General features: G+C 40.8%; 15 protein-coding genes, 1 rRNA gene and 2 riboswitches. All 16 genes read left to right on the top strand.

The window, feature by feature from the left end; genetic code table 11:
• The first annotated feature begins 626 nt into the window (after positions 1-626).
• The gene (locus tag F0342_RS20965; protein ID WP_149157781.1) at positions 627-1031 is read left to right on the top strand and encodes a hypothetical protein; all 405 of its coding nucleotides are present in this window, start codon (positions 627-629) and stop codon (positions 1029-1031) included.
• 281 nt (positions 1032-1312) lie between these two features.
• Positions 1313-1504, top strand: a complete 192-nt coding sequence (locus F0342_RS20960) for a hypothetical protein (protein ID WP_149157780.1) — start codon at positions 1313-1315, stop codon at positions 1502-1504.
• Between the two features lie 24 nt (positions 1505-1528).
• Positions 1529-2722, top strand: a complete 1194-nt coding sequence (locus F0342_RS20955; RefSeq protein WP_149157779.1) for an alanyl-tRNA editing protein — start codon at positions 1529-1531, stop codon at positions 2720-2722.
• A gap of 499 nt (positions 2723-3221) precedes the next feature.
• Complete coding sequence (locus F0342_RS20950) at positions 3222-4601, top strand: VWA domain-containing protein (protein ID WP_188048645.1); 1380 nt, start codon at positions 3222-3224, stop codon at positions 4599-4601.
• 88 nt (positions 4602-4689) lie between these two features.
• On the top strand, positions 4690-4902 hold the full coding sequence (locus F0342_RS20945) for a hypothetical protein (protein WP_149157777.1): 213 nt from the start codon (positions 4690-4692) through the stop codon (positions 4900-4902).
• Positions 4903-5092: 190 nt separating this feature from the next.
• Positions 5093-5236, top strand: a complete 144-nt coding sequence (locus F0342_RS25055) for a hypothetical protein (RefSeq protein WP_188048644.1) — start codon at positions 5093-5095, stop codon at positions 5234-5236.
• 587 nt (positions 5237-5823) lie between these two features.
• Positions 5824-7293, top strand: a complete 1470-nt coding sequence (locus F0342_RS20940; protein ID WP_149157776.1) for a nicotinate phosphoribosyltransferase — start codon at positions 5824-5826, stop codon at positions 7291-7293.
• A gap of 71 nt (positions 7294-7364) precedes the next feature.
• Positions 7365-8192 carry an ammonia-dependent NAD(+) synthetase gene (gene nadE, locus F0342_RS20935; protein WP_149157775.1) on the top strand — a complete coding sequence of 276 codons (828 nt, stop codon included), beginning with the start codon at positions 7365-7367 and terminating at the stop codon, positions 8190-8192.
• Between the two features lie 225 nt (positions 8193-8417).
• Positions 8418-9374, top strand: coding sequence for an AAA family ATPase (locus tag F0342_RS20930; RefSeq protein WP_149157774.1), 957 nt, complete (start codon positions 8418-8420; stop codon positions 9372-9374).
• Position 9375: 1 nt separating this feature from the next.
• Positions 9376-10593: a DUF58 domain-containing protein gene (locus F0342_RS20925; protein WP_149157773.1), complete on the top strand. Its 1218-nt coding sequence runs from the start codon at positions 9376-9378 to the stop codon at positions 10591-10593.
• The gene (locus F0342_RS20920; protein WP_149157772.1) at positions 10590-12800 is read left to right on the top strand and encodes a transglutaminase TgpA family protein; all 2211 of its coding nucleotides are present in this window, start codon (positions 10590-10592) and stop codon (positions 12798-12800) included. Before F0342_RS20925 ends, F0342_RS20920 begins: the two co-directional genes overlap by 4 nt.
• 40 nt (positions 12801-12840) lie before the next feature.
• Positions 12841-12942, top strand: a riboswitch (purine riboswitch).
• A 146-nt stretch (positions 12943-13088) separates the two neighbouring features.
• Entirely contained in the window at positions 13089-14642 is a 1554-nt protein-coding gene (guaA, locus tag F0342_RS20915; RefSeq protein ID WP_149157771.1) for a glutamine-hydrolyzing GMP synthase, read from the top strand.
• A gap of 196 nt (positions 14643-14838) precedes the next feature.
• Positions 14839-14940, top strand: a riboswitch (purine riboswitch).
• 127 nt (positions 14941-15067) lie between these two features.
• On the top strand, positions 15068-16402 hold the full coding sequence (locus F0342_RS20910) for an NCS2 family permease (protein WP_149157770.1): 1335 nt from the start codon (positions 15068-15070) through the stop codon (positions 16400-16402).
• A 207-nt stretch (positions 16403-16609) separates the two neighbouring features.
• Complete coding sequence (glcT, locus tag F0342_RS20905; RefSeq protein WP_149157769.1) at positions 16610-17452, top strand: glucose PTS transporter transcription antiterminator GlcT; 843 nt, start codon at positions 16610-16612, stop codon at positions 17450-17452.
• Positions 17453-17633: 181 nt separating this feature from the next.
• On the top strand, positions 17634-19709 hold the full coding sequence (gene ptsG / locus F0342_RS20900; RefSeq protein ID WP_149157768.1) for a glucose-specific PTS transporter subunit IIBC: 2076 nt from the start codon (positions 17634-17636) through the stop codon (positions 19707-19709).
• A gap of 474 nt (positions 19710-20183) precedes the next feature.
• A 16S ribosomal RNA gene (locus tag F0342_RS20895) occupies positions 20184-20368 on the top strand; the annotation flags it as partial.

The raw sequence follows: 20368 nt of genomic DNA, 5'->3' as shown, positions 1-20368 counted from the left end.
AGTCGTTAGCTGAAAGCAAGGGTGTTTAGGGCGACGTAGAACCTGAAGGAAGCTGATTTCATAATTGATTGTGAGTCCTTTTATTATTATTTTAGGTAATAATCACTAGTATCTTCTGAAAAATCCACCACAATGTCATTAAATCTCTCACTATGCTCCAGAGCATAAAGTTGCCGCCGATTGCCTTCACTCTTCCTTTGGAGTCAGCTAATTAATTTAATGTTAACAAATAAGTTTTTTCCAATACAAAAAAACTCATTTTCTATTTGACAATGAGAATCATTATCACTTATACTGTAAATGATAATAGTTCTCATTTTATCCTGCGTACTTGACCTTGCTATACCCCTCTTTATCAAGTTCAAGTACTTCTTTTATTGAACTAAAAAGATACATATTTTGAGAAGGTAGATGTTAGGAAGGCAGGAGAAGAATAATCGACTTTATTATTTGCCAATGGTGTTTTTATATTAATACGCATGAATTTGGTGAAGATGAATATGTCATTGATGGGGACCACTGTCCTTGCTGTGGGTTAGATAATACCGCAGTTCCCGTTTTAAATGAACAAGAAGTTTAATGAATGGACCATACGATAAATTTCACGTCGGAAGGGAGGAATATGGATGGTTAACCATTTTATTGCAGTAAATTCATTCCTGCATCAAATTGACTGTTTTTGTCCTGACAAGCAACATTCAGATTTCGTAAAAATCAATCAGACCGATATCATTAGAATTCTGAATGAACGTACATATAACGAGGTTAATGGATGGTATGTCTTAGTTGAGATCAACTATGACTGTTTTTATATAGCAGTCGAAGACTTAGATCATTATAATTCACAAGGCTTACTATATTCAGAATTAGACCTGGAACTTCAGTTGAATTATTTGAATTTCCATATAGATGAGTCACTAGATCAAGCGGATGAAGGTAAATTCAAAGAGGTCTCTAGTAGATGGCTAGAATTAAAAATGTTAAATGAGAAATTGGGAACAGCGGTGAAAAGTATTCAGTTCTCTCTATAATCATAAGCTAGTCTTCCCCCCTTGGACTTTAGATAAAAATAAACGAACTTAAAGTAAAGAATGTACAATAGTCGTTCTCAAAAGTCGGGTAACGGTTTTTCTATTAAAGCCAAACCAGGCTAAAGTGGTCATTCCCAAAGAGTGACCACTTTTTTTGCTTTCCAAGAGGTTGAAGCGTTTGAAAATTCATCTGATAGGTAAAAGGTATGATAAAAAGACATCCGTACTATGTATGCTCCATGTGACTTCTACTTTCTTACTAAACCAAAGCAGGTGATTACATGAATCACTCAACCATGAAGCTAAGAACGCTGGTAGAACGGGTCATTGAAGGAGGCGAAAGGGCAAAGGAAGAATTCGAAAAGCGATGTGAAATTCCTTGGGAACAAGTAGGACGGTACCGATATCCATTGAGAAGAATCAAAGGGACTGAAATGGTTCTATTCATTCCGAATATGATAAAGTATGGATAGAATAGTTCAGAAAGAGGGTTACCGATGACAGTCAAACAATACTATCAAGACGCCTATATGAAAACCATTCAAACATCCATACAGGATCAACAGCAGGATGATACAGGCTGGTACGTCTTATTAGAACAAACACTTTTCTATCCAACAGGCGGTGGTCAGCCCCATGATACGGGAACATTAAAGGACAAGCGGGTTATCAATGTAGAAGAAGTGAACGGAGAAATCCGTCATTACATAGAAGAACCGTTCGAGGATATCTCAGGGGTCTTCGAGGGACAAATCGATTGGGAGCGCCGCTTTGATCATATGCAGCAGCACGCCGGTCAGCATATTCTGTCTGCCGCATTTGCAGAAGCGTCCCAATATGAGACGATCAGCTTTCACCTCGGGAAAGAGATTTTGACCATCGACTTACATGTAAGTGAAATCAAGGAGTCAGACGCTGTGAAAGCAGAGGCGCTGGCCAATCAGATTATTCGGGAAAGCAGGCAGATCGAGACGAAATGGATTAAGGAAGTGGAACTTTCGAACTATCCACTACGAAAACATCCCTCCGTCACCGACGATATCCGATTAGTGATCATACCGGATTTTGACTACAACGGATGTGGAGGTACACATCCTCATTCTACGAGTGAAGTCGGGGCAATCAAGATTTTGGATTGGGAGAAGCATAAAGGTCATATCCGCTTGCAGTTTGTATGCGGGGACCGTGTACTGAATCAATTACACCGTAAGCATGGACTACTGAAAGAGCTCACCGGTGTGCTGCAGGCACCGGAAGAAAACATGGTACCGATCGTCGAAAGACTGCTGGCAAAGCAAAAAGAACAAGAGAGGGCATTGGAAGGGTTGAAAGAGGTTCTATTAGCGTATGAGGCAGAAGGATTAATTGGGGAGGGAACTCCAAAAGAAGGCTATACATTAATCAAAAAAGCTTACTCTGACCGCTCCATACAAGAACTTCAAAAAATCGCACAGCATATCGCCACTAAGAGAGAAGAAACGATTGTGTTATTAGTTGTACAAAATGATCAAAAGCTTCAGCTCGTAGCGGCGAAGGGCTCCTCACCGAAGGTCAACTTAAGAGAGAGCGCCCAAAAGGTCTTTCCGATGATCAATGGGAAAGGCGGGGGAAAGGAATCGTTCGTTCAAGGTGGGGGAGAAGCTGTTATGAGTATGGAAGAGCTTCTGGAAATTTTGGTAAATCAACTATAGCAACGCAGAAAAGAGCCATCCGGCATGAACGGGTGGCTCTTTCAATTATAGGGATACCTGTAATTGAATTCGGAAAATTCAATCAAAAATAACACGAGGAAACTTTCACACTTCACACACAAATGAATCCAATTACCTACCAATTTTAATACTTGTAATAAAACACCTGAAAAATACCACTGAAAGATTTGAATACTAGTTGTAAAATCAAATGTAACTTTGTAATTATTCAAAATACCTATTTTTAACTATGGACAATTTTATAAAATAGACCATTTGTAACAGACAAAATTCGACAAAACCCTTGTCGGATTGACGTTGACTGCTATCAGTGATAATTATACTGTAGTGGTTATTTTGGTTGGGGTTATTTCACAGGCGTTTTCAAATGATACGTCAATTGGAAAAACTGTACTAAACAAAATTAAAACGATGATCGGCCAAATTGGAGAAGGATGAAAATTAAGAAATTATTATGTCTGGGGGTAGAGATCAGCCTATGAGAATCAAAACTATCATTCTCTTTCTCACTGTTTCTCTCTTATTAATAGGGTGTAGTGAAAATGATAATAACAGTGATGCTAAAAAGAATAGTGCACCAAAAGAAAAGGTTGAAGAGAAAGATAATCAAGGAAAATTATCATCATTAAGTGATAGCGGATACTTCGAAGAACTTCCTGATATACCCAAAAATACACTTGAAGTGATAAATCAACCACCTGGCAAGTTTGCCAACAAAACTGTATTTCAAGAAGGAGTAACTGAAAAAGTTAATAATGAAATTGAGGATATTCCTCCGCTTCCAGAAACTCCAAGTGAAGAAGAGTACGACAAGTATTTTAGGTATATCTATTCTTTGTCAGCAAATGATTTTCAGAATCCAGAAGATTTAGTGAAAAAATGGGAGTTTTCAATGTTTGGTAGCTCATATCTTCAAGATCCTAAATATCAGTTTAAAGAGAATTATAATGTTGAAATAATATTGGATTCTAGTGGCAGTATGGGAGCAACAGTTGGTGGGAAGACGCAGATGGAGTTAGCAAAGGAAGTCATCAATGAGTTTGTTTCCACCTTGCCTGAAGAAGTCAACATATCTTTAAGGGTATATGGCCATAAAGGGACAGGTGATGAAAAGGATAAAGAAAAATCTTGCTCCGCTATTGAACAGGTTTACGGTTTTAAAAATTATCAATCTGAAGAATTTAATAAGGCGTTGGACCATTTTCAGCCTAGTGGATGGACACCAATCGCCGACAGTTTAAAAGAATCATTCGAATCATTTAAAAAATATGATCAAAAAACCAATACTAATTTAATATATTTAGTAAGTGATGGGATTGAAACTTGTGAGGGGAATCCGGTAAAAGTAGCAGAGGAATTTGCCGATTCAAATGTTTCACCAATAATTAACGTTATTGGGTTTAACGTTGATGCAGAGGCACACAAACAATTGCTAAATGTAGCACAGGCATCGAATGGTATTTATACCACTGTTGGAAACAAAGAACAGTTATCATCTGAATTTGATAGAGCTCAAGAAATCTTGCTGAGATGGGAAGAGTGGAAAGGCAATGCTATGATTGATGCTGAGGGTAAGCGACTAGATAATGAGCTTGATATTATGAAATACTCGAATGATTGGAATTTCGCTAAAGATGACCAAATGATCAGAATTAGCGAAATACTTTCTCTTCTAAGAGAACAAAAAAAAATTAACTTAGATCAAGAAAAAGAGTTGAAAAAAAGGTCTACTAAAGTCACGAAACTTATTGAGAGTTCTCACTATGAGATATTAAGTGATATGAAAGAAACCAATAAAAAGGAAATTGAGTCTTTAAAAGAAGCTATTAAAAACAAATACAACTCTGCAGCTGAATGATGGGTAATGCGATACTAGAGTGATTTTGTATGAAAAATTCATCCTTGAGTAAAGCATAAAACCTTATGCATAGAAAGGAAATGGAACGATGATTGAACGACTGACCAAAAAGGTTTTTGTACTGTTGGCTCTACTCATCGTTCTTTTCCAATCATTCTCCTTGCCTATATATGCAAGTGCCACCATCAAACCGTGGGAAGGAAATCCATGGACGGGTGATTCGTGGGAAGGAAGCCCTTGGGATTCTCAACAATTCCAATGGGAAGGGAATCCTGGGAAGGAAAATCAAGACAGGGAATGAATGGATGGACGCCTAATGGGTTTCGGGGGAATGGAACGGATGAAATCCTTTTCAAGGAACTGGAAAGAGTGGTAACCCGGGGTTGACTTTAAACTTAATGGGACTTTCTTTTCATCACTTGTTCTAAATGGTGTAAAAGTAGGATTAGGACAGAGCACTTCTGGATATTTTAATAACCTTGTTGATGCACATGCCGGTACGATTAAATTTAAAAGCCGCGCATGATTTTAAAGTACTTAAAAATGCCCGTACTCTTTCAGATACAACTGATGTAGCTAGGGGTGCTATCCAAGGTGCAATAAATCCATCTGGGTTAAAAATGGTTGGTTCTTAAAGTTTAATGTAATATTTTTATGTTCCTGCAAATGAATTTAACAAACAGAGTAATGTTTCGTTAGAAGGGGCACAACTTCTTAAAGAGATTGGAGAATTACAAGAAGAATTTGTTGAAAACGCTAATAGCTATACTCATTATTATGATAATCATATTTTAAAGACTAATACAATTGATGATAACGACCTTCTGAAAATAATGGAAGTATTATCTCATGTTAATAGACTCCAGTACTCAATAGGCAAAAAAATTTATTATTTCATTTAACAACTTAAAGAATTAGAAAAAAACATGAAGAAAATCGGTGTTTTTTCTAATCTCCCTAAAGATAGTCAAAAATTTCTCGCAGAATTATTATCAAGTAAAAAAGTTACAGAAAATACATTAAGATCACTAGATGAATTGAATTTAATCATACGTTTGTTTAAATCAAACTTAAATCTAAGATCATGTATACGAAATAACTGACATGCACCCCATGTCAGTTATTTTCAACCCTAAACATTCGATATCCCACCCAAAATTGGTTAAAATAGAAAAGACATAATATGTTCGACAAATGGCTACAGCTTAAAGGAGAGAAATACATGACGCACTATGCGGATGATAGTTTAGCTTTACATACAGATTTGTATCAGATTAATATGACAAAGGCGTATTGGGATGATGATTTCCATAATCGAAAGGCTGTTTTTGAAGTGTTCTTTCGAAAGCTGCCTTTTGGGAATGGATATGCGGTGTTTGCCGGGCTTGAACGGATCATTGAATATGTGAAAAAGTTTCATTTCTCTGAGAGTGATATTGAGTATTTAAGAGAATTGGGTTATGAAGAGGAGTTCCTTCAGTACTTAGCGGACCTTCGATTTACGGGGACGATACGTTCGATGCAGGAAGGGGAGATTGCGTTCGGGAATGTTCCTCTTATCCGTGTCGAGGCTCCCTTGGCTCAAGCTCAGATACTTGAGACGGCGATCTTAAATATCGTGAACTATCAAACCCTGATTGCGACGAAGGCGAATCGAATTAAGCAAGTGGTCCAGGATGAAGTCGTGATGGAGTTTGGGACGAGAAGGGCCCATGAGCTGGATGCGGCCATTTGGGGGACGCGTGCGGCTTATATTGGCGGATTTGATGCTACAAGTAATGTTCGGGCGGGTAAGTTATTTGGGATGCCGGTATCAGGTACCCATGCCCATTCAATGGTACAGGCATATCAGGATGATTATCAGGCGTTCCATAAATATGCTGAGAGCCATAAGGACTGTGTGTTTTTAGTGGATACCTACGATACATTGAAATCGGGTGTACCCACGGCCATCCAGGTAGCAAAAGAGCTTGGAGACCGGATTAATTTCAAGGGTATTCGTTTGGACAGCGGTGATATGGCTTACTTATCCAAGAAAGCCCGTAATATGCTTGATGAAGCAGGTTTTACAGAAACAAAGATCATTGCTTCAAATGATCTGGATGAATATACGATTCTGAATTTAAAAGCCCAAGGAGCCCGGATCGATGTGTGGGGAGTGGGGACGAAGCTAATAACTGCCTATGATCAACCAGCTTTAGGTGCTGTATATAAACTCGCTTCCATTGAAAACGAATTGGGAGAAATGGAAGATACAATTAAAATATCCAGTAATGCTGAGAAAGTTTCAACTCCTGGACTTAAAAAGGTTTATCGTATCATCAATACGGTTAATCATAAATCAGAAGGGGAATATATTGCCTTAGAGCATGAAAATCCTCAAAATGAAAGCCGACTGAAAATGTTTCATCCAGTGCACACCTATATCAGTAAATTCATTACTAACTTCGAAGCGAGAGAGCTCCACGAGGATATTTTTAAAGATGGGGAGCTCGTTTACCAATCTCCTTCACTTGAATCAATGAGATCCTTTGTGAATGAAAACCTCGACCTGTTGTGGGACGAGTATAAACGTTCCATGAACCCAGAGGGATATCCTGTGGATTTAAGCGAAGAATGCTGGACAAACAAAATGAATCTGATTCAAAAGGTTAAGGCAAAGGTAAAAGAGAAATTCAACGAAACGATGTAATCGCGATAAAAGATGGGTAAATTAATTAGTTCCAATAACAATGACAAAACTTAATCATGGAGTGTGAAAACATGGATTCTCTTCAAAAACAAATTGTAGAAGAAATGATGGTATCCCCGGAAATCGATCCGCAGGAAGAAATTCATCGAAGTGTTGATTTTATGAAATCGTATTTGAAAAAGCATTCATTTTTGAAAAGCTTGGTCCTTGGCATTTCAGGTGGTCAGGATTCCACTTTATTAGGAAAACTTGCTCAGTTGGCTATCAACGAGATGAACCAGGAATCAGGGTTATCGGATTATGCTTTTTACGCGGTGAGACTTCCCTACGGTGAGCAGGGAGATGCCGAGGACGCCATTGATGCAGTGGAATTCATTAACCCGACCGTTTCTTTGACGGTTAATATCCAGCCGGCAGTCGATGCCAGCGTCGAAACTCTGAAGAAAAACGGCATCGAGCTTTCCGACTTTGTCAAAGGAAACGAAAAGGCACGTGAACGGATGAAGGTTCAATTTGCTATTGCGGCCATGAAGAATGGAGTTGTACTGGGTACCGACCATTCTGCTGAAGCAGTTACCGGCTTTTATACGAAATACGGTGATGGAGCGGCAGACCTCGTTCCCCTTTTCCGTCTGAATAAACGACAAGGGAAGAAACTCTTAAGAGAACTTGGTTGTCCGGAACACTTATACAATAAGAAACCAACGGCAGACCTTGAGGAAGACCGTCCGCAACTTCCGGATGAGGAAGCCCTTGGTGTCACATACGATCAGCTGGACGATTATTTGGAAGGAAAAGAAGTGCCTCTTGAAGCAAAGAAAGCTATCGAAGGTCATTACTTAAAAACACAGCATAAACGTCATTTGCCCGTTACGGTGTTTGATAATTTTTGGAAATAAGAATGGATTAAGCCAACTCTCAGCATGTGTGGGGTTGGCTTTTTAATTTGTTTGCGTTCATTGACATTCGACAAAAATACAACTGTGACAGACCGGCGAGGTACTTATATCCTACCAAATCCCTAAAATTTCTATATGAATTTGCCATTTTATAGAGGATTTTCGACTTTTTAAACGAAAGTAATAATAGTTAAGGACGAAATTGATGTATCCAGGAGGGGTAAGATGTCACATGAAATGGTAAACCCGAAGCTGCAAAGTATCATTGATAATATAGAAAAAGTCATGATTGGAAAGAGGAAGGTAGCGGAACTGAGTGTCGTTTCACTTCTGGCCGGTGGGCATGTGTTGCTTGAGGACGTGCCCGGTGTGGGGAAAACGATGATGGTTCGTGCACTGGCGAAGTCGGTGGGGGCGAGCTTTAAACGCATTCAGTTCACACCGGATTTATTGCCTTCAGATGTAATAGGTGTGTCGATTTATAACCCGAAGGAAATGGAATTCACATTCAGGCCGGGTCCGATCATGGGGAACATTATTCTGGCGGATGAAATTAACCGGACGTCACCGAAGACCCAGTCCGCACTACTTGAGGGCATGGAAGAGAGCAGCGTGACGATCGATGGGATGACACGGAAGCTTGATAAACCATTCTTCGTAATGGCGACCCAGAATCCGATTGAGTATGAAGGGACATATCCTCTACCGGAAGCGCAGCTTGATCGCTTCTTATTAAAGATGAAAATGGGATATCCTGAACCGGAAGAAGAGATGGAGGTTCTTCATCGCGCTCAGAAAAACCCGCCGATCGATGAGTTGGAGTCTGTAATGACTTTGGAGGAACTGAGATATATTCAAGGGGAAGTGAAAGATGTAGTAGTCGATGACACGATCAAGAAATACATTGTAGAAATTGCGAATCGTACAAGGATTCATGCCAATGTTTACTTGGGAGCAAGTCCACGTGGGTCCATTGCGTTAATGAAGGCATGTCAGGCATATGCCTTCTTAAGAGGCAGGGATTATGTGGTTCCCGATGACGTTCAATACTTGGCACCCTTTGTTTTATCCCACCGAATCATCATGAAATCTGAAGCGAGATATGAGGGTATCACACCGGAAGAAGTGGTGGAAAGAGTGATGGCGCGTATCCCGGTTCCCGTACAAAGGCTTGTAAGATAAGATGAAGACGAAACTTCAATTTCTTAAACCATTTGGGAAGTTTCTGCTGCTGCTCATTTTAGTGGGGATCTCGTTTTCTTACGCGATGTTCCAAGGGGGATTTGTCAGCTGGTTTTTATTCTATAGCTTTCTGCCATTCGCCTTTTATGCTGCTTCTGTATTCTTATATCCTCTTTCTGAGTTTTATGTAGAAAGGAGTTTCGAATCAAATGAGTACAAAGCGGGGGATGAGTTAAAGGTGACGATAACCCTTTCAAGAAAAATTCCATTTCCTTTATTTTATATGGTGTTAGAGGATGTGGTAACAGATTCCGTTTTTCACCATTCCAGTTTTCAAAAGGCGAAAGCGATGATTCACCCTGGATTCAGAAAACGAATCACGCTCACGTATTACATAGAGGAACTGCCCCGTGGAGAGCATGTTTTCTCTGCTGTACGGCTCCGTTCCGGTGATTTCTTTGGCATATTTGAAAAGGAAGCAGTTGTCGATTGTACCAATAAACTTCTTGTATATCCGGCGTTCGTGGATGTTCCATACAGACCCCTGGAAAATCGCTATGATCAAGGGATGACCACTTCAAATGTGAAGATTCAGAAGGACACGACGATGGCAACGGGTATACGTGATTATCAACCGGGGGATCGCTTCTCGTGGATCCATTGGAAGACCTTTGCCAGAACCAATGAGTTGATGACGAAGGAGTTTGAGGAACGTCAATCCCATGATGTGCTGATTGTATTGGATCGGGAGGACTCTCCTGCCTTTGAATCGATGGTGACATTGTCGGCTTCGATGATTCGTTCCATCTTGAAAAAAGGGGCGCAAGTTGGACTTGTCTCGATTGGGGAAGATCATGTATCCTTTCCGATTCGGGGCGGTGAAGAACATCAAAGTCAGCTATTCTATCATCTGGCGAAGGTCAGACAGGATAGCCCTTACGCTTTAGGAAAAGTACTGCAGGGGGAAGGGTTGAATTACTCCCAATCCGCAGCTGTACTGTTTGTCACTTCGTCTGTTTCAAAAAAGATGATCATGGGTGTGAATCAGTATGCAAAGCGGAACAGTTCGGTTGTGATTTTTTTGGTGAAGCGTACAGGGGAAGCCTATACGGCCGAGGAGAAATCGTTGAAAGCTTACGCCTCGTCCCGTGGTATTCGACTGAAGGTATGCTTTGAAGGTGACTTCTCTTCTGTCTTTATGGAGGTGAAACGAGCATGAGTCATGAAACACCTAAACACCGATTCTTTGCGATTATGATCTACTTGTTTGGGTTTCTGCTCCTATGGGAATGGCTGAAGCCCCTTCAGGTGGTGACAGATACAGGGAGTTTGACGTATTTTGTGGTATTTATTGCTTTATCACTTGTCCTGTCCTATTTCAGGATTCACTATTTCCTGACAGCGGCAGTTAAGCTATTCTTTATTTTGTTTGCGTTACATGGATTGTATTATTCAGGTTCTTTTCTTACCTTTGCATGGTTAGAGAATTTTGGGAGAGACTTATGGCTGAATATCGGTATGACAGTTGGGCGTGAATGGCCAAGTCTTTCGTTCGAGTACAGAAGTTTATTGTTCTTCGTTTTACTATGGCTGATGACATATTTGCTTTATTACTGGTTATCGGTCAGGAAGACGATTCTCCTCTTTTATGTGATGACCGTGACCTATATTTGTCTGATAGATACGTTCACGATTTATGAAGGGGATCGGGCGATTATCCGAGTCGTCATTTTCGGCTTCCTGTTAATGGGATTGTTGGCTCTCGAACGTGTGGTTCAAAGGGAAAATCATCTTGGATCCAAGATGAGCAGGCACCGCTGGATTGTGCCGCTTACGGTTATGCTTGGGGTGAGTTCAGTTGTTGCTTTTGCAGCCCCTAAGGCAGATCCTATCTGGCCGGATCCGGTGCCTTATATTCAATCCTTTGCGGAAGGAGCCGGTGGCAGTGGCGTGAACAAAGTAGGTTATGATGCAGATGATTCTCAGCTTGGGGGACCCTTTGTCGGTGATCCTACTGTCATTTTTAATGCTGAAGTAACGAGAGAACACTACTGGAGAATTGAAACGAAGGATCTATATACAGGCAAGGGCTGGGAGCAATCCATTTCTGATGACCAGCAGGCTGCCACCCCCTTTGAATCAGAGGAAATGGTTCCCTTCACAACCAACGAACCGGATGGAGAACGGGAAGTGGAAACAGAGAGGGTAATGGTGGAACGAACCTATTCCCATGTTGTCTATCCGTATGGGATAGAAAGAATAATCGGAAATGAAGAAGGCTATTTCTCCTTTGATCCCGTAAACGAAAAGGTTACAAGTTATGAAGAGGAAGACGAAATCATTAATTTAGAGGATTATGAACTTTCCTACCGCTCACCTTCCTATTCTCAGAAGAAGATGAAAGCAGCGAACGAAAGTCAGGAAATCATGCAGACTCCTGAATTTGTGGACCGCTATACACAACTTCCTGAAACGACTCCCCAGCGTGTGAAGGACCTAGCTTTAGAGATTACATCGGAAGAAGATAATTGGTATGACAAAGTTAGGGCGATCGAAAACTATTTTTCGAAAGAAGCTTATGTGTACGACCAATTTGACGTGCCGGTGCCTGAAGAAGGGCAGGATTATGTCGATCAGTTCCTATTTGAAACCCAGAGAGGGTACTGTGATAACTTCTCCACTTCTATGGTCGTGTTAGTCCGGGCACTTGGCATCCCGGCAAGATGGGCAAAGGGATATACAGAAGGGGAATACAGTAGACAAGTGGATACGACGTATAAGCTGTATGAAGTTTCCAATAATAATGCTCACTCCTGGGTGGAGGTATTCTTCCCGGAAGTAGGATGGGTGCCGTTCGAGCCTACTGTTGGATTCAGTAATAACGTATCGTATCAATATGACCTGGATGTACCTGAGCCGGATAACAGCGAAGTCCCTGTTCCTGAGAAAGAGGAAACACCGAAACAGCCGATTCAACCTGAAGAAGATGATTCACTAGCAAATGGAAGTGGTTTTTCTCTGTCGAAGCTTTGGGATGATATTCAAACATTCTTTGTGGAAAACTGGGGCAAGCTTGTCATGGGACTCATGCTCTTTATTATCATGGGAATTGCTTTGTACATCGTAAGAAGACGGTGGATACCGTATGTCCTGATTTTCTATTATCGCAGAAAATCATCAGATGGCTTGTTTTCAGAAGCCTATCTTTCCTTAATCAAACAGCTTGAGAGATACGGACTGAAAATGGATGACGGGCAAACGTTAAGGGGCTATTCGCGATATATTGACTCATTCTTTGGTACCCATGAAATGACGAGCCTGACCAATAATTATGAACGTATTTTATATGGTCAGAGGCAAACGGAAGAAGATTGGTCGGAGATGAGGGAATTATGGGAAAATTTAATTAAAAGGACAACTGGTTGACCCTTTTGAAAACAAGGTATAAAATGATGTCAAATTCATAATAACGTTCGTTAGCATCCTTCGTATATCCTCGATAATACGGTTCGAAAGTATCTACCCGGTCACCTTAAATGACTGGACTATGAAGGCAGTGTTCTAATTTGACATCCCTGTATGCAAAAAACTAGAATTCTGCCTTTTTTTTAAGGCGAAGTCTGGTTTTTTTTATTTTTTAAGGAATGCTAACAACAACAAGTACTATAAGGATGGAGTACGTCCTGACCTATAAAAACTGATGAGGTGAACTGAATGCTTGGTAAAGAAGAATTGCACAATCAAGAAATGATCGTCGTTTTGGACTTTGGTAGTCAATACAATCAATTAATCACGCGAAGAATTCGTGAGTTTGGTGTTTATAGTGAGCTCCACCCGCATACAGTTACTCTTGAAGAAATTCAGAAAATTAATCCAACAGGGATCATATTCTCCGGGGGACCGAACAGTGTCTACGGTGAAGACTCATTCCGTTGCGACGAGCGCATCTTTGATCTGGACATTCCGATTTTGGGAATCTGCTACGGTATGCAGCTTATGACTATGCACTTCGGCGGAAAAGTGGAACGCGCGAAGCACCGTGAATACGGAAAAGCGGCTATCAATGTAGAAAAACAATCTAAGTTATTCTCCAATCTGCCTGAAGAGCAAGTCGTATGGATGAGTCATGGAGATCTTGTCGTGGAAGCTCCCGCAGGCTTTGATGTGAACGCAACGAATCCTTCTTGTCCGATTGCTTCCATGAGTAACGAAGAAAAAGGATTATATGCAGTTCAATTCCACCCCGAGGTACGTCACTCTGTGCACGGAAATGAAATGCTGAAAAACTTCGTATTCGAAGTGTGTGGGTGTGCAGGTGACTGGTCCATGGAGAATTTCATTGAAATGGAAATGGAGAAGATCCGTCAAACAGTTGGAGACAAAAAAGTCCTTTGCGCATTAAGCGGAGGAGTGGATTCTTCTGTTGTTGCTGTGTTGATCCATAAAGCAATCGGCGATCAATTAACTTGTATTTTCGTCGATCACGGCCTTCTTCGAAAAGGTGAAGCAGACAGCGTAATGAAAACTTTCGCTGACGGTTTTAACATGAACGTCATTAAAGTGGATGCGCAAGACCGTTTCTTAAATAAATTAAAAGGTGTCTCTGACCCTGAGCAAAAACGTAAAATCATCGGGAATGAATTTATTTACGTGTTTGATGATGAAGCGACTAAGCTTAAAGGTATCGAGTATCTTGCACAAGGTACTTTATATACAGACATCATTGAAAGTGGAACAGCCACTGCTCAGACGATCAAATCTCACCACAATGTTGGTGGACTGCCTGAAGACATGCAGTTCACACTTATTGAGCCATTGAACACATTATTCAAAGATGAAGTGCGTGCATTAGGATCTGAACTGGGTATTCCTGATGAAATCGTATGGCGTCAACCATTCCCGGGACCGGGTCTTGGAATTCGTGTGCTTGGTGAAATTTCTGAGCAGAAGCTTGAGATCGTTCGTGAATCTGATTACATCCTGCGTGATGAAATCAAGAAAGCGGGACTTGATCGTGACATTTGGCAATACTTCACTGTTTTGCCTGACATCCGAAGTGTCGGAGTGATGGGGGATGCCAGAACGTATGACTATACGATTGGAATCCGTGCCGTGACATCCATTGACGGTATGACTTCCGACTGGGCCCGTATTCCTTGGGATGTACTAGAGAAAATCTCAACACGTATCGTAAACGAAGTCGATCATATCAACCGCGTTGTGTATGATGTGACGAGTAAGCCACCTGCAACGATTGAGTGGGAATAGAAATTTATAGATTCTTGTACAGATAGGTGACAGGCATTTCCCGTCGAAGGTCGATTCTTAGAATTCGACAAAAAACGGGAGTGCCTGTCATTTTGTGTATAAAACGAACATTAATATAAATTTCAGTAAATAATGTTCGTATTTTGTGTTGACGGTCATGTTTTGAGTTGGTACAATAGTACTGTAATCATATCAAAACATAATAAAAGTATTACGTCGTATAATTTCGGGAATAAGGCCCGAGCGTTTCTACCAAGCTACCGTAAATGGCTTGACTACGAGGTGATTGAGAATAGGACTGTTGAACAATTCACCATTTACCTATTCATCATGATCTTAACAGTCAAAGCCTTGAACTCTGGTAGTTCGAGGCTTTTTTATTGAAATGCTGGATTCTGCGACGACTCTATAGGAGGAGTACAAGAATGAAAAATTTCTTTCAGTTTGACCAGTTAGGAACGACGTATAGAAGGGAAATCATCGGGGGATTAACGACGTTTCTTTCAATGGCTTATATTCTGATCGTCAACCCATTGACGTTAACCCTTCAATCGGTACCGGATCTTCCGGATAGCATGAGAATGGATTACGGTGCAGTATTCGTCGCTACGGCTTTAGCGGCTGCCATTGGTTCCTTGATTATGGGGCTCATTGCAAAATATCCAATAGCCTTAGCTCCAGGTATGGGATTAAACGCATTCTTCGCATACACAGTAGTATTGACAATGGGTGTACCGTGGCAATCGGCATTAACTGGTGTGTTAATTTCAGGATTGATTTTCATCGTACTCACACTGTCGGGTATTCGGGAAAAAATTATTAACTCGATCCCTGCGGAGTTGAAATATGCCGTGGGAGCGGGTATTGGACTTTTCATTACCTTTATCGGATTTCAAAATGCAGGGATCATTGTGAACAACGATGCAGTATTAGTGGGTCTTGGAGATTTAACAAATGGCTCCACTCTTCTCGCCATTTTCGGAATCATCATCACCGTCATTCTGATGACAAGAGGCGTTAAAGGCGGTATATTCATTGGGATGGTTGTAACGGCAATCGTCGGAATGATCGTTGGGTTAATCGACACGCCTGAAAAAGTAGTAGACGCAGCACCAAGTCTTGCTCCTACGTTTGGAGCAGCATTAGATCCACTGTTCAATGATGCAGGCAGTATATTTACAATACAAATGCTTGTTGTGATTCTAACATTCTTATTCGTTGATTTCTTCGATACGGCAGGTACCCTTGTAGCGGTAGCCAATCAGGCAGGATTAATGAAGGAAAATAAATTACCGCGAGCTGGTAAAGCACTATTCGCTGACTCTTGTGCAACAGTGGTAGGAGCGATCTTAGGGACTTCAACGACCACGTCTTATATCGAATCTTCAGCAGGGGTAGCAGCAGGAGCGAGAACAGGATTTGCGTCAGTGGTAACGGCAGTCTTATTCTTACTCTCGATTTTCTTCTTCCCGCTGCTTGCCGTCATTACATCGGCAGTGACAGCACCGGCATTGATCATTGTAGGGGTGCTCATGGTTTCATCTTTGGGAGAAATTGATTGGAAGAAGTTTGAGGTAGCTGTGCCAGCATTCTTAACGATCGTAGCCATGCCATTAACGTACAGCATCGCTACGGGTATCGCCATCGGATTTATCTTTTACCCTATTACGATGATCATGAAAGGTCGCGTAAAGGAAATCCATCCGATCATGTATTTCTTGTTTGTTATCTTCGTTCTGTATTTTATCTTCTTAGTTTAAAACATAAAATTCTTAAGCTGGTCTCCCGCAGATCAGCTTTTTCTTATTTTATAAGGGAAAAGAGTGAAACATAAATAGAGGAAATGGGGGGAGCTCTAGAGAAGATACATGTATATGGGAAATATGAATTGAAAAAAGAATAGGTTTTCGTTAAAATCATGGAATCGGATAGTGTCGAAATCGGTCGAAATTATAGGGAGAATGACGATGTCTACTTTAAATGTGAAGAAAGCGTTGAATAACAATGTATTAATTGCAGATCACGAGAGCTACGGTGAAGTTGTGCTGATCGGGAAAGGGATAGGGTTCAACCGTAAAAAAGGAGATCCCATTCGGAATGATATTGCAGAAAAAATGTTTGTATTAAAAGGAGAGAAAGAACAGGAGCAGTATAAAAATCTTCTTCCTTTCTTAAATGATGATATGTCAAACGTCATCATTTCTGCCATCGAGTTAATTAGAAAAAGAACCAACTCTTTTCTAAATGAGCATATTCACATCGCCCTGACCGACCATATCCTTTTTGCGATTAACCGATTGATGAGAGGGATGGAAATCCGAAATCCGTTTCTGGTAGAAACGAGGACGCTATATCCATTCGAATACGAAATTGCCAGAGAAGTGGTTGGCATGATCAATGAAATGACCGATGTTCATTTACCTGAGGGGGAAATTGGGTTTATTGCCCTTCATATCCATAGTGCCATGATGAATAAGGATCTGTCTGAAGTGAATCAACACTCCCAGTTGATTGGTCGCCTAACCGGGATGATCGAACAACAGCTGGATGTGAAAATTAATAAGGAAAGCGTCGATTATATGAGGCTTGTGCGCCACATTCGATATACGATAGAGCGGGTACTTAGGGAAGAACGCGTAGAAGAACCAGAAAAAATTGCAAAACTGTTGAAAGAGGAATACCCTCTCTGCTATAATTTATCATGGAAGCTGATCAAGATGATGCAGCAAACATTACAAAAACCTGTCTACGATGCTGAGGCTGTATATTTAACCATGCATTTGCAGCGTATTCAGAATAAGGTTAAATAAAGCACTTATCTTTCTTACGTGTTACTGATACGATCAGGCATGAGTGAAGAAGATGATTGAAACGTATATTTTGGGGTAGTCTATCCTTATACGTTCATTATCCTCTTTTCTCATGCCTTTTTTGTTTGCAATCATCATCTAATTAGTTGAAAAAAAGAACGAAATATAAGGAGGAAACTTCATGTTTAAAAAGGCTTTTGGTGTTTTACAAAAAGTCGGTAAAGCCCTCATGCTGCCTGTAGCTATCTTGCCAGCAGCCGGACTTCTGCTTGCATTCGGTAATGCACTGCAAAATCCGACGTTGTTAGAAATTGCCCCATTCCTTTCAAACGGCGGCGTTGAAATGGTCGCGAGTGTCATGGAGCAAGCAGGTGGAATTATTTTTGGAAACTTAGCCCTGTTATTCGCAGTGGGTGTAGCCATCGGATTAGCTGGTGGTGAAGGGGTAGCTGGTTTAGCGGCTATCGTTGGTTTCTTGATTATGAACGTAACTATGGGAACAGTTGAAGGACTGGGAATCGGGGATGTAACAGGTGATGGTGTAGACCCTGCATACGCACTTGTTCTCGGAATTCCTACACTTCAAACAGGGGTATTCGGGGGTATTATCGTCGGAATACTTGCTGCGGCTATGTATAATCGTTTCTTCCAGATCGAACTTCCTTCATATCTGGGATTTTTTGCAGGTAAACGATTTGTACCAATTGCAACGGCAGCTTCTGCTGTTGTATTAGGACTATTGATGTTATTAATCTGGCCACCGATCCAAAATGGCCTTAATTCATTCTCTAACTTTATGCTTGGTGAAAACAGAGCATTTGCTGCATTCATATTTGGTGTCATCGAACGTGCACTCATACCATTTGGACTTCACCATATTTTCTACTCACCATTCTGGTTTGAGTTTGGTTCGTATACTTCAGAAGCAGGAAATATTATTCGTGGGGACCAGGCAATCTTTATGAAACAGATTCAAGATGGTGTACAAGATCTGACTGCAGGTACCTTCATGACTGGTAAATTCCCATTCATGATGTTCGGTCTTCCGGCAGCGGCATTAGCGATCTACCATGAAGCAAAACCTGAAAGAAAAGCAGTTGTAGCAGGTATCATGGGCTCGGCAGCTTTAACATCATTCTTAACAGGTATCACAGAACCAATCGAATTCTCATTCTTATTCGTAGCACCAGTACTATTTGGTATCCATACAATCTTTGCAGGTTTATCTTTCTTAACCATGCATCTATTAGACGTTAAAATCGGTATGACATTCTCAGGTGGTTTAATTGACTACATCCTATTCGGATTGATCAACCCACAAACAAACGCCTGGATCGTTATTCCGGTAGGGGCAGTATTTGCTGTCATTTACTACTTCGGGTTCCGTTTCGCTATTCGTAAATTCAATCTCATGACTCCTGGTCGTGAAGATGTAGACGAAGATGACGATGGATCACCGGCAAGTTCAGCTGGAGACCTTCCATACAACATCCTTGAAGCAATGGGTGGACAAGAGAACATCGCTCACTTAGACGCATGTATCACTCGTCTTCGTGTTTCTGTTAATGATGTGAAGAGTGTCGACAAAAATCGTTTGAAAAAATTAGGTGCTTCAGGAGTACTTGAAGTTGGAGACAACATACAAGCGATCTTCGGACCTAAGTCAGACACGATCAAATCACAAATGCAAGACATCATCCGTGGAAAAGCTCCACGTAGAGTAGAAACAAGCGCTAATGAAGAAGTTGAGCAGCAAATTGAAGAAGTGAACCCGGATGCACTTCGAACAACTGAAGAAGAAAAGAACGAAAAATTTGTAGCTCCTATCACTGGAGAATTGAAAGATATCACGGAAGTCCCTGACCAAGTATTTTCAGGGAAAATGATGGGTGACGGATTTGCGATCGTACCTACAGAAGGAACAATCGTTTCTCCTATCACAGGTAAAGTCGTAAACGTATTCCCGACGAAGCATGCCATCGGACTTGAATCTAAAGCAGGCCGTGAAGTTCTGATCCATGTCGGAATCGATACGGTTAAATTAGAAGGTAAAGGATTCGAAGCGCTAGTAAAAGAGGGCGACCAGGTAGAAGCGGGTCAACCATTACTGGAAGTGGATCTTGACTACATTAAAGAAAACGCACCATCTATTATGACACCGATTGTCTTCACGAACCTTAAAGAAGGTCAACAAGTAACAATCGAGAAATCAGGTAAAGTAAACCGTAACGACGAAAACATCATCAAGATCGATTAAAGAATAATTAAAACCCATTTTCATTCTCTGTAGAGAAGAATGAAAATGGGTTTTTTTGTTAGTTTGGAAAATTTAATAGAGGGAATGAAATAGGTATAGTTGCTACTATATAGAAGAAAGATACTAGATGGCATCAGTGGAAAGGCTAAGTTTTGGATGTTTGGTCATAAAGAAGAGTAGAATATAATAGAAAGACTAGAAGTTTTTCAAAAAACTCTCTCGAAAGTATTGACGTATATCTAATAGATTGATATACTTTAAAAACCGTCGCAAGAGAGCAGCGAGCACATAACAACTTGAAACAACGATTGAAAACATCATGAAAAAAGTTGTTGACAAACACACTGTAATCTTGATATGATGGTCAAGTCGCTTCAAACGAAGCACTTACACATTGAACCTTGAAAACTGAACAAAACAAGACAATACGTCAACGTTAATTCTAGATTTATTTTTAAAGAGCTATTCAAACTTTTATCGGAGAGTTTGATCCTGGCTCAGGACGAACGCTGGCGGCGTGCCTAATACATGCAAGTCGAGCGGATTGATGGGAGCTTGCTCCCATCAATCAGCGGCGGACGGGTGAGTAACACGTGGGTAACCTGCCTGTAAGACTGGGATAACTCCGGGAAACCGGGGCTAATACCGGATAACTCATT

The sequence above is a fragment of the Bacillus sp. CH30_1T genome (genome assembly GCF_008364765.1).
GTDB lineage: Bacteria > Bacillota > Bacilli > Bacillales > Bacillaceae_B > Rossellomorea.
The sequence above is the reverse complement of the archived record's forward strand: the minus strand, read 5'-3'. Positions and strand labels throughout refer to the sequence as shown.

Coding starts and splice junctions, on each gene's coding strand:
- F0342_RS20965 (WP_149157781.1), top strand. CDS start 627: ATGGTTAACCATTTTATTGCAGTAAATTCATTCCTGCATCAAATTGAC.
- F0342_RS20960 (WP_149157780.1), top strand. CDS start 1,313: ATGAATCACTCAACCATGAAGCTAAGAACGCTGGTAGAACGGGTCATT.
- F0342_RS20955 (WP_149157779.1), top strand. CDS start 1,529: ATGACAGTCAAACAATACTATCAAGACGCCTATATGAAAACCATTCAA.
- F0342_RS20950 (WP_188048645.1), top strand. CDS start 3,222: ATGAGAATCAAAACTATCATTCTCTTTCTCACTGTTTCTCTCTTATTA.
- F0342_RS20945 (WP_149157777.1), top strand. CDS start 4,690: ATGATTGAACGACTGACCAAAAAGGTTTTTGTACTGTTGGCTCTACTC.
- F0342_RS25055 (WP_188048644.1), top strand. CDS start 5,093: ATGCCGGTACGATTAAATTTAAAAGCCGCGCATGATTTTAAAGTACTT.
- F0342_RS20940 (WP_149157776.1), top strand. CDS start 5,824: ATGACGCACTATGCGGATGATAGTTTAGCTTTACATACAGATTTGTAT.
- nadE (WP_149157775.1), top strand. CDS start 7,365: ATGGATTCTCTTCAAAAACAAATTGTAGAAGAAATGATGGTATCCCCG.
- F0342_RS20930 (WP_149157774.1), top strand. CDS start 8,418: ATGTCACATGAAATGGTAAACCCGAAGCTGCAAAGTATCATTGATAAT.
- F0342_RS20925 (WP_149157773.1), top strand. CDS start 9,376: ATGAAGACGAAACTTCAATTTCTTAAACCATTTGGGAAGTTTCTGCTG.
- F0342_RS20920 (WP_149157772.1), top strand. CDS start 10,590: ATGAGTCATGAAACACCTAAACACCGATTCTTTGCGATTATGATCTAC.
- guaA (WP_149157771.1), top strand. CDS start 13,089: ATGCTTGGTAAAGAAGAATTGCACAATCAAGAAATGATCGTCGTTTTG.
- F0342_RS20910 (WP_149157770.1), top strand. CDS start 15,068: ATGAAAAATTTCTTTCAGTTTGACCAGTTAGGAACGACGTATAGAAGG.
- glcT (WP_149157769.1), top strand. CDS start 16,610: ATGTCTACTTTAAATGTGAAGAAAGCGTTGAATAACAATGTATTAATT.
- ptsG (WP_149157768.1), top strand. CDS start 17,634: ATGTTTAAAAAGGCTTTTGGTGTTTTACAAAAAGTCGGTAAAGCCCTC.